General features: G+C 43.1%; 6 protein-coding genes. 5 read left to right on the forward strand and 1 reads right to left on the reverse strand.

Annotated features, from left to right (window positions below; all coding sequences use genetic code 11):
- Positions 1-332: 332 nt before the first annotated feature.
- Entirely contained in the window at positions 333-1,397 is a 1,065-nt protein-coding gene (locus DWX62_RS21435; protein WP_005824685.1) for a hypothetical protein, read from the reverse strand.
- Between the two features lie 230 nt (positions 1,398-1,627).
- Between DWX62_RS21435 and DWX62_RS21440 the strand changes: the two genes are divergently transcribed.
- From DWX62_RS21440 to DWX62_RS21460, 5 genes are all read left to right on the forward strand, one after another.
- The gene (locus DWX62_RS21440) at positions 1,628-2,632 is read left to right on the forward strand and encodes a LacI family DNA-binding transcriptional regulator (RefSeq protein WP_005824684.1); all 1,005 of its coding nucleotides are present in this window, start codon (positions 1,628-1,630) and stop codon (positions 2,630-2,632) included.
- 77 nt (positions 2,633-2,709) lie between these two features.
- Entirely contained in the window at positions 2,710-4,497 is a 1,788-nt protein-coding gene (locus tag DWX62_RS21445) for an L-fucose isomerase (RefSeq protein ID WP_005824683.1), read from the forward strand.
- Between the two features lie 14 nt (positions 4,498-4,511).
- Entirely contained in the window at positions 4,512-5,735 is a 1,224-nt protein-coding gene (locus tag DWX62_RS21450) for a DUF6786 family protein (protein WP_005824682.1), read from the forward strand.
- 25 nt (positions 5,736-5,760) lie between these two features.
- On the forward strand, positions 5,761-7,191 hold the full coding sequence (gene fucP, locus DWX62_RS21455) for an L-fucose:H+ symporter permease (RefSeq protein WP_117887903.1): 1,431 nt from the start codon (positions 5,761-5,763) through the stop codon (positions 7,189-7,191).
- A gap of 11 nt (positions 7,192-7,202) precedes the next feature.
- Positions 7,203-8,843, forward strand: a complete 1,641-nt coding sequence (locus tag DWX62_RS21460; protein ID WP_120173132.1) for a ribulokinase — start codon at positions 7,203-7,205, stop codon at positions 8,841-8,843.
- Positions 8,844-8,848: the final 5 nt, after the last annotated feature.

Genomic DNA, 8,848 nt, shown 5'->3' on the forward strand with positions numbered 1-8,848 from the left:
CATTTCCTTCAAGGCCGGATTAAGTTCTTCGAGAACTTCGCCGGAAGGAAGACCCCAACAATAGTTAAGAAGTATCTCTTAAGTTGACTTTAAAAGATTGTTTTGAGATTTTATACTATGACAAGTTGTATATATATATAAAATGAGAACAGTAGAAATAGAGTATCTATTTTCTGCTGCTCTCATTAGAGTAATAAGCTATTTAGTAAGTTTTGTAATTTATCCTTTTCTTATTTTTATCCACCTTTTATCCTTTTCTGTTCTATAAATTAAGAACAAAAGAGGGGATAAATAAGGAGGAAAAGAAGTTCTACCCAAAAAGTAGTCCGTTCTTATTTCATAATGTGGTTTATTAATTCTTCCGGTGAAAGAGGTGTGATACCAAAAATATAGCTTTGACCAGACTGAAATGGTTCAGTCAGTTCAAAGTTCTCATAAGCGATACCACCAGGTATCGGAGATTTACTTGCCCAATAAGTATAACGACCATTCACAACTCCTTCTAACTCATTACTTGGATTGGAACAATACCAATATTGCGTTGCTTTTTTACCAGTATATTTCCAATGTGTATGTGTATCTTCAGCATATACAGCTTTTGTAGGGTCTTTCTCATCAGGTGACGCTATAAACCATACACCTCCATTTTTATCTTTTATCATTTCTGCCACTGGAGTATGGTTATGTTCTGTGAAATTAGAATCTTTATAGCTCGGCCATAATTGGCCGGCTTCTTTCGTTTTACCATCTGCGAGATGTAATGTCCTAAGTCTTGCTTTGTTTCCCATAGTAGCTGTGAGTATAAAACGATTTAGCTCATCTGACTCTTCCGTGGTATACGTAGTTAATTCAAACTCATAAGGCTTTCCTTCTGTGAATTTAGTCCGGACATAGATATCCGCACCATTATCAAAAGTTTCACAAAAGAAATACACAGTAAGTGTTTCAACTCCATTTTCCTTTGCTATTACTCCGTGAGCTGGATAATATTGATTTGGGAATGAGGGAGCTTCAGGAGTATTCCCACTCCAAAAACGTTTTCCACGAACATTATCAAGTTGACTCCATTCCAATTCTGAGAGCCCCCTATTATTTTTTGCTTTATCAATTGGTTCAAAAGCAATGAAATTGGTAACAACAAATTCATCATGTTCTAAATAAGGTGTATAGATACGAATTAGCCCACGTGGACCTCCTAATGGAGCAATTCCTATTCGGATACCATTTGCAAATCCCCAAATGGGTTGTGCTTTTGTATTTTGAGCAGGTTGTAACCATATTCCATTTTTTTCCGGAGTTGCTAAAGTTTCCGGAGCTATTTGTAGGTTAGTCTGTCCATAAAGGTAGTGTATTCTGCATGCAAAGAATAAAAGTGTAAATAGAATCTTGGTTTTCATGATTTTAAAAGTTTAAAATTAATTTTTATGTGTCGTTTATGGTAGTTCATATCGTTTTTAGCATGATTTGGTACTGCAAATATAAAAATGTTATAACGAATTAGCAAAATAATTTGCAGATTTAATTTTTATGTTTATATTTGCATCGTGAGAATACGATAAGTGCTACTGATTCAAGAGGTAACCTAAAAGTATAATACTATTATATAGCAAAAACGTTACACAAATATATGTCGTCACTAAAAAAAATATCGCTGAAGGATATTGCTGAAGCTGCAGGCGTTTCAACAGCATTGGTTTCGTTCGTTTTGAATGGGAAAAAGAAAGAGTATCGCGTGGGAGAAGAAACTGCCCAACGCATATTGAAAATTGCCAATGAAATGAACTACCAGCCTAATCTTGCGGCCAAAAGTCTTCGTAGTGGCAAAACAAAAACAATAGGATTAGTGGTTTCTGATATTTCCAACCCATTTTTTTCTCAATTAGCGCGTGTATTGGAAGATGAGGCAACCAAACGGGGATATACCGTACTTTTTGGAAGTTCAGATGAGGATAAGGATAAGATGACCCGTGTTGTTAGTAACCTTATTAATAAAGGGGTAGATGGACTCATCATTGTTCCTTGTGACAATTCTGAGAAATCCATCGCTTCACTTGTGAACAATAATATCCCTATTGTTTTGTTCGACCGCTATTTTCCGGAAATCAATGTCAGCTATGTGGCGTTGAATAACTTCAATGCTTCCTATATATCAACCAAACATCTTTTGAATGCAGGCTATAACGCTCCTTGTATGGTGGCTTATGATGTCAACCTTATCCATATGAAAGAGCGTATCCGTGGTTATAAAAAGGCTATGGATGAAGCCGGTAAGAGGAACTTGGCTAACGTGGTCTTTTTGAGGCAGGATGCTCCCAGAAAGTCCGCAGACCGTTTGTTGCCTAAAATGATTGATGGCGGTGTAGACGCTTTTCTTTTTGCCACCAACATGATTTCATTGGCTTGTTTATATACAATAAAGGACATGGGAGAGGGAATTATTGGTAAAATAGGTTTAGTGGGTTTTGACGGTAATCCGGTATTTGACTTTTTTGATGCCCCTATATCCTATATTCAGCAGCCTATAGATGTTTTAGTACAGAAAGCACTTGAAATACTGATAGATATCATTATTAACGGTAATACAGTGCAGTCTGTGCTTGCCGAGGGAGAATTTATTGAAATGGCTCCTTAGGAGAGCTGTTTTTTTTACATGATAGCTTAATCGATTTAGTTAATTTTTATATTAATCTCAATAAAATCAGTTGGACCATGAGAAATTCAAGATTAATCGGTGGAAAGCCGAAAATTGGTATCAGACCTATTATTGACGGTCGTCGTGGAGGTATCCGTGAGTCATTGGAGGATATGACTATGGCCATGGCCCATAAAGTGGCCGAGCTTTATTCTTCTGTCTTACGTCATAGTGACGGCACTTCCGTAGAGTGCGTCATTGCAGATACAACTATTGGTGGAGTGGCTGAAGCTGCCATGGCGGCTGAAAAATTCCGTAATAGTGGAGTGGGTGTCGTACTTTCTGTAACTCCTTGCTGGTGTTATGGATTCGAAACTATTGATATGGACGGAGAGATGCCGAAAGCCATCTGGGGCTTTAACGGTACGGAACGTCCGGGTGCGGTTTACCTGGCTTCGGCATTGGCAAGCCATACACAGAAGGGATTGCCTACTTTTGGCATTTACGGACGTGATGTACAGGAGGTGACCAATATGGAGATACCGGAAGATGTACAGGAGAAATTGTTGCGCTTTGCCCGTGCAGGTATAGCTGTGGCTACAATGAAGGGGAAATCCTATCTTTCAATCGGCAGTGTATCCATGGGCATTGCAGGCTCTATTCCCAATCCTGATTTCTTCCAGGAGTATTTGGGCATGCGTAATGAGTATGTGGATGCCAGTGAGATAGAACGTCGTGTCCAGCTGGGCATTTATGACCATGAAGAGTTCGCACGTGCCATGGCATGGACAGAAAAGTATTGCAAGAGTAATGAAGGGACAGACTTTAATCCGGAACATCTGGTATATTCCCGTGAAGAGAAAGATGCCCGTTGGGAATACGTGGTAAAAATGACTCTTATTTTCCGTGATATGATGATTGGCAATCCCAAATTGGCTGAAATGGGGTTCAAGGAAGAGTCAATGGGACACAATGCGATTGCTGCGGGTTTCCAGGGACAGCGCCAGTGGACGGATTATAAGCCTGACGGTGATTTTTCAGAAGCTATACTGAATACTTCTTTCGATTGGAACGGTATCCGTGAAGCATTTACTTTCGCTACGGAAAATGATACGTTGAATTGTACTTCAATGCTCTTCAATCATCTATTGACCAATACTGCACAGATATTTGCGGATGTGCGTACTTATTGGAGTCCGAATGCCATAGAACGGGTAACGGGTAAGAAATTGGAAGGTAAGGCGGCAAACGGTTTCATTCACCTGATCAACTCCGGTTCTTGTACGCTTGATGGAACAGGCTGTCAGACACGTGACAATAAACCGGTAATGAAGCCTTTCTGGGAAATTACGGAAGAGGAAGTGGAAGCTTGTCTTTCTGTAACCAAGTGGCATCCGGCCAGTCGCGAATATATGCGTGGCGGTGGTTATTCTTCCCAGTTCCTGACTCGTGGTGAAATGCCGGTAACAATGTGCCGTTTGAATCTCGTAAAAGGTCAAGGTCCGGTATTGCAGATTGCCGAAGGCTGGACAGTAAATTTGGATAAGGATGTTTTCAAGGCTATCAATGAACGTACTGACCGTACATGGCCTTCCACTTTCTTCGCTCCACGTCTGACAGGTAAGGGGTATTTCCGTGATGTATATACTGTTATGAATAACTGGGGGGCTAATCATGGCGCTATCAGTTATGGTCATATCGGTGCTGACTTGATTACTCTGGCTTCCATGCTTCGTATCCCGGTATGCATGCACAATGTTTCTGAGGAAAATATTTTCCGTCCCAGTGCATGGACCGCTTTTGGCGAGGATATGGAAGGCAGTGACTATAGAGCTTGCAAGAATTATGGACCTCTCTATAAATAAAGGAAACAGGCGTTATGTTGAAATCAACCAAACTGAAAAACACTCTGCTGGTAGGTGCAACTGCAATACTTGTATCATGCGGCGGACAAAAAGAAATCAAGATGGGAAGTTATGCTTATGATGCCCAGTTCTTAAAGGACCACGGCATTGAATATACTGAATTGGTATCTGCTGATGGGAATTCTAAAGTGATGGTTATTCCTGCATGGCAAGGCCGTGTAATGACTACTTCTGCTTCCGGCGATGAAGGTGATAGTTACGGCTGGATTAATTATCGTTTCATAAATGAAGGCAAAGTCAGTTCTCAATTTAATCCGGTAGGAGGTGAGGAACGCTTCTGGCTTGGTCCGGAAGGTGGTCCGTTCTCACTTTATTTTAAGGAAGGACAAGAGCAGGTTTATGATAATTGGATAGTTCCTCCGGTACTTGATACTGAAGCTTTTGACATAAAGTCGCAAGACAACAGTAGTATCCGTTTTGTGAAAGATACTCGTTTGACAAATGCTTCCGGTACTACTTTTGATATGAATATTGACCGTACTGTATCGTTGATGGATGCTGGTGAAGTGGCTGCCGATTTTAATATCCAGCTTACAAATGATATGAAAATTGTAGCTTACAAGAGTGAGAATAAGATTACCAATACAGGTGACAAGGCATGGACAAAAGAGGGTGGTCTTGTATCTGTGTGGATGCTCGGCTGTTTTAATCCTACACCGACCACTACTGTATTCATTCCTTATAAGCAAGATGCGGAAGGAACAATTGTGAATGATGAATATTTCGGTAAGATACCGGCGGATAGGCTGATAAAGGAAAATGGTATTATCTATTTCAAGATTGACGGGCTCTATCGTTCCAAGCTGGGATTGCCGGCTTCACGGGCAACGGATATTTGCGGAAGTTATGATTCATCGAAAGGCGTACTCACAATCCTGTGGTGTAGTCTTCCCGAAACTCCTTCAGTCTACGTAAATGGCCAATGGGGACCTCAGGAAGATCCGTTTGCCGGCGATGTAATCAACTCTTATAATGACGGTCCGGTAGAAGACGGTTCTATAATGGGACCTTTCTATGAAATTGAAACGTCTTCTCCTGGTGCGGAGCTGGCTCCCGGTGCCTCATTGGTCCATACGCAAAAGGTGATTCATGTACAAGGTAAGGATGAACAATTGGTTCCTATCGTGCAAGATTTATTTGGAGCAGATTTGAATGTAATAAAAACAAAGTTTCAATAGGGTAACTATATAATGGAGAATTCGTATGGAATCAAATAAAATAATACCGAAAGGAATCCTCTTCCCATTCATTCTGCTCACTACTCTTTTCTTTGCCTGGGCTGTGCCGAATAATCTGACAGATACTATGCTTGCAGCTTTCAAGCGCATCATGAGTATGAGTGATTCAAAAACAGCTTGGATACAGGTAGTGTGCTATTTGTTGGGATATGGATGTTGTGCTGTTCCCGGTGCCTTGTTTATCAAGAAATACACTTATAAATCAGGCGTGATGCTGGGGCTTGGTCTATATGCATTTGGGGCTTTACTGTTCTATCCTGCCATGCTTAGCTCGGGAGTGAATGTTGATTTCAGCTTCTTTATGTATCTGCTGGCAATCTTTGTTCTCTTTGCCGGACTTTCAGTTCTGGAGACGTCTACTAATTCTTATGTATTGGCAATCGGTCCTGAAAGTACCGCGACACGCCGTTTGAATCTGTCTCAGGCCTTCAATCCGTTCGGAGCGATTACGGGAGTGGTGATCAGTCAGATTTTCATCCTCTCACAACTGAATGGAATGACAGCGACAGAGCGTGCCCAACTTCCGGCTGAGGAGCTGGCCGCCATCCAGGGGCAGGAATTGAATGCTGTTACTACTGCTTATGTGGTACTTGGTCTGGTGATGTTGGTGCTCTTACTTGCTATTCGGCTTACCAAAATGCCTAATCTTAGTGAAAAAGGTGAAAAAATAGAGTTTGGTGCCACTCTTCGTCGTCTTATAAAGAATAAGAATTATGTATGGGGTGTAATAGCACAATTTTTCAATATTGGTGCACAGATAGCCGTATGGTCATTCGTGATCCGTTATGCTATGGTACAGCTGAATTTTGACGGTGTATTGGCTTCTTTAGGAGATTCTGCTTCTGCAGATGCTGTTGTAAATGCATTACGGGGAGTGGAACCGGTAGCTGCCGCATTCTATAATTGTTGTGAATGGCTTGGATTGAATGATTTGCTGCCACGTACAGCAGAACAGGCTGCAGCTACTTACTATATCATGTCACTTATTCTCTTTGTAGTAATGAGATTCGTATGTACTGCCATGATGAAATATGTGAAAGCTTATAAACTCTTGATAGGAGTTGCGCTTCTTGCTGTAATGTGTTGTTTGGGTGCCATGTTTGGCAAGGGCAGTTTCGGCGTCTATTGCCTGATGGGCATTTCTGGTTGTATGTCATTGATGTTCCCGACCATTTATGGTTTTGGTCTTACAGGTTTGGGGGATGACACTAAGATTGGAGGTTCATTCATGGTAATGGCTATTGCCGGTGCTGCCGTTCTGACCCAAATTCAGGGTATTGTCTCCGACCAGACGGGTAGTATTATGGCTGCATATGTTGTACCGGCCGTTGCTTTTGCAGTGATTGCCTATTATGGGCTTTTCATTGCAAGAAAACAAGAGTTAACAACCAAATAATGCTTTAGAGTATGGAATCAAACAAGAAATACGTTATTGGTCTTGATTTTGGTACGGATTCTTGTCGTGCACTGGTAGTGGATACATATACTGGCCGTGAAATGGCTACGGGGGTAAGTTTTTACCCCCGTTGGAAAGCGGGGCTTTACTGCGATGCACACAACAATCGTTATCGCCAACATCCATTGGATTATATTGAATCCATGATAGAGGCTGTACATATAGCCTTATCAGATTTGAAAGAAGAAGAGATTGCTTCTATTTGTGGATTATGTTTTGACACAACTGGTAGTACTCCTGCTTTAACCGATAAGGCAGGAATGCCATTAGCTTTATGTCCCGAGTTTGCAGAAGAACCGGATGCTATGTTTATTCTTTGGAAAGATCATACAGCTGTTCGAGAAGCTGAGCAAATCAATGCACTGATCAATAAACGTAACCTTGATTATTTACTTTATGAAGGTGGTACTTATTCATCAGAATGGGTATGGTCAAAGGTTTTACATATTATCAACACAAACGTCGCTATAAAGGATGCTGCTTATGCTTGGGTAGAACATTGTGATTGGATGACCGGATTAGTAACTGGTAACACTATTCCGGAACAGATCTTTCGTAGCCGTTGTGCTGCTGGACATAAAGCAATGTGGCATGCCAGTTGGGGTCTTCCTTCCGGCGAAGTTCTCGAAGAACTTAATCCGGCCTTGAAGGAAATGCTCCCCCATCTGTTCACAGAAACCCACACCAGCGACACCAAGGCAGGGGAACTGACACCCGAGTGGGCAGACAGGCTTGGACTTCCCCGAGGAATCGCCGTGGCCGTGGGGGCGCTGGACGCCCATATGGGAGCCGTAGGCGCATCCGTCGCCCCGGGGATACTGACACGTATCATGGGAACATCCACCTGCGACATCATGGTTGCCGGCAAAGACGAGGTAGGCGGACGCTGTATCAAGGGAATCTGCGGCCAGGTGGACGGTTCGGTGCTTCCGGGATTCATCGGTTTCGAAGCCGGACAGTCGGCTTTCGGAGACATCTACGCCTGGTTCAGGAAGATGCTGGCATGGACACTGAAAGATATCCCCGGAGGGGAGGCCAGGCAGAAAGTTCTGGACGGCATGCTGGTGGAACTCACCCGTGAGGCCCAGGACATGGAACCCTCCGAGGATGGTGTTGTCGCCCTGGACTGGATGAACGGCCGCCGTACCCCCGATGCGGACCAGAACGTGAAGGGTGCCGTTGCGGGACTCACGCTGGGTACCAGCGCCCCGGAAATATTCCGTGCGCTGGTGGAAGCCACCGCCTTCGGTTCCCGCCGTATTGTGGAGCATATGAAGGGCCAGGGGCTGCGCATTGATTCGGTCAATGCCATCGGAGGTATCAGCAAGAAGGCGCCCTTCGTGATGCAGACGCTGGCGGACGTGCTGGACATGCCCATCCGTGTGGTCCGCTCGGAACAGACCTGTGCCTTGGGAGCGGCAATGTTCGCGGCAGTTGCCGCAGGGGTGTACAAGGATATCAATGAGGCGACAAGGCATATGGGGTCGGACATCGAGGCTGAATACCGGCCGGATGAGAAAAGAGCCCTCATCTACGAAAAACTATACAAGAAATATCTTGAACTGGCAAAACTTGCTGAAACCATTAACTAAGTATA

The organism is Bacteroides sp. AF20-13LB (assembly GCF_003603065.1).
Classification (GTDB): Bacteria; Bacteroidota; Bacteroidia; order Bacteroidales; family Bacteroidaceae; genus Bacteroides; species Bacteroides uniformis.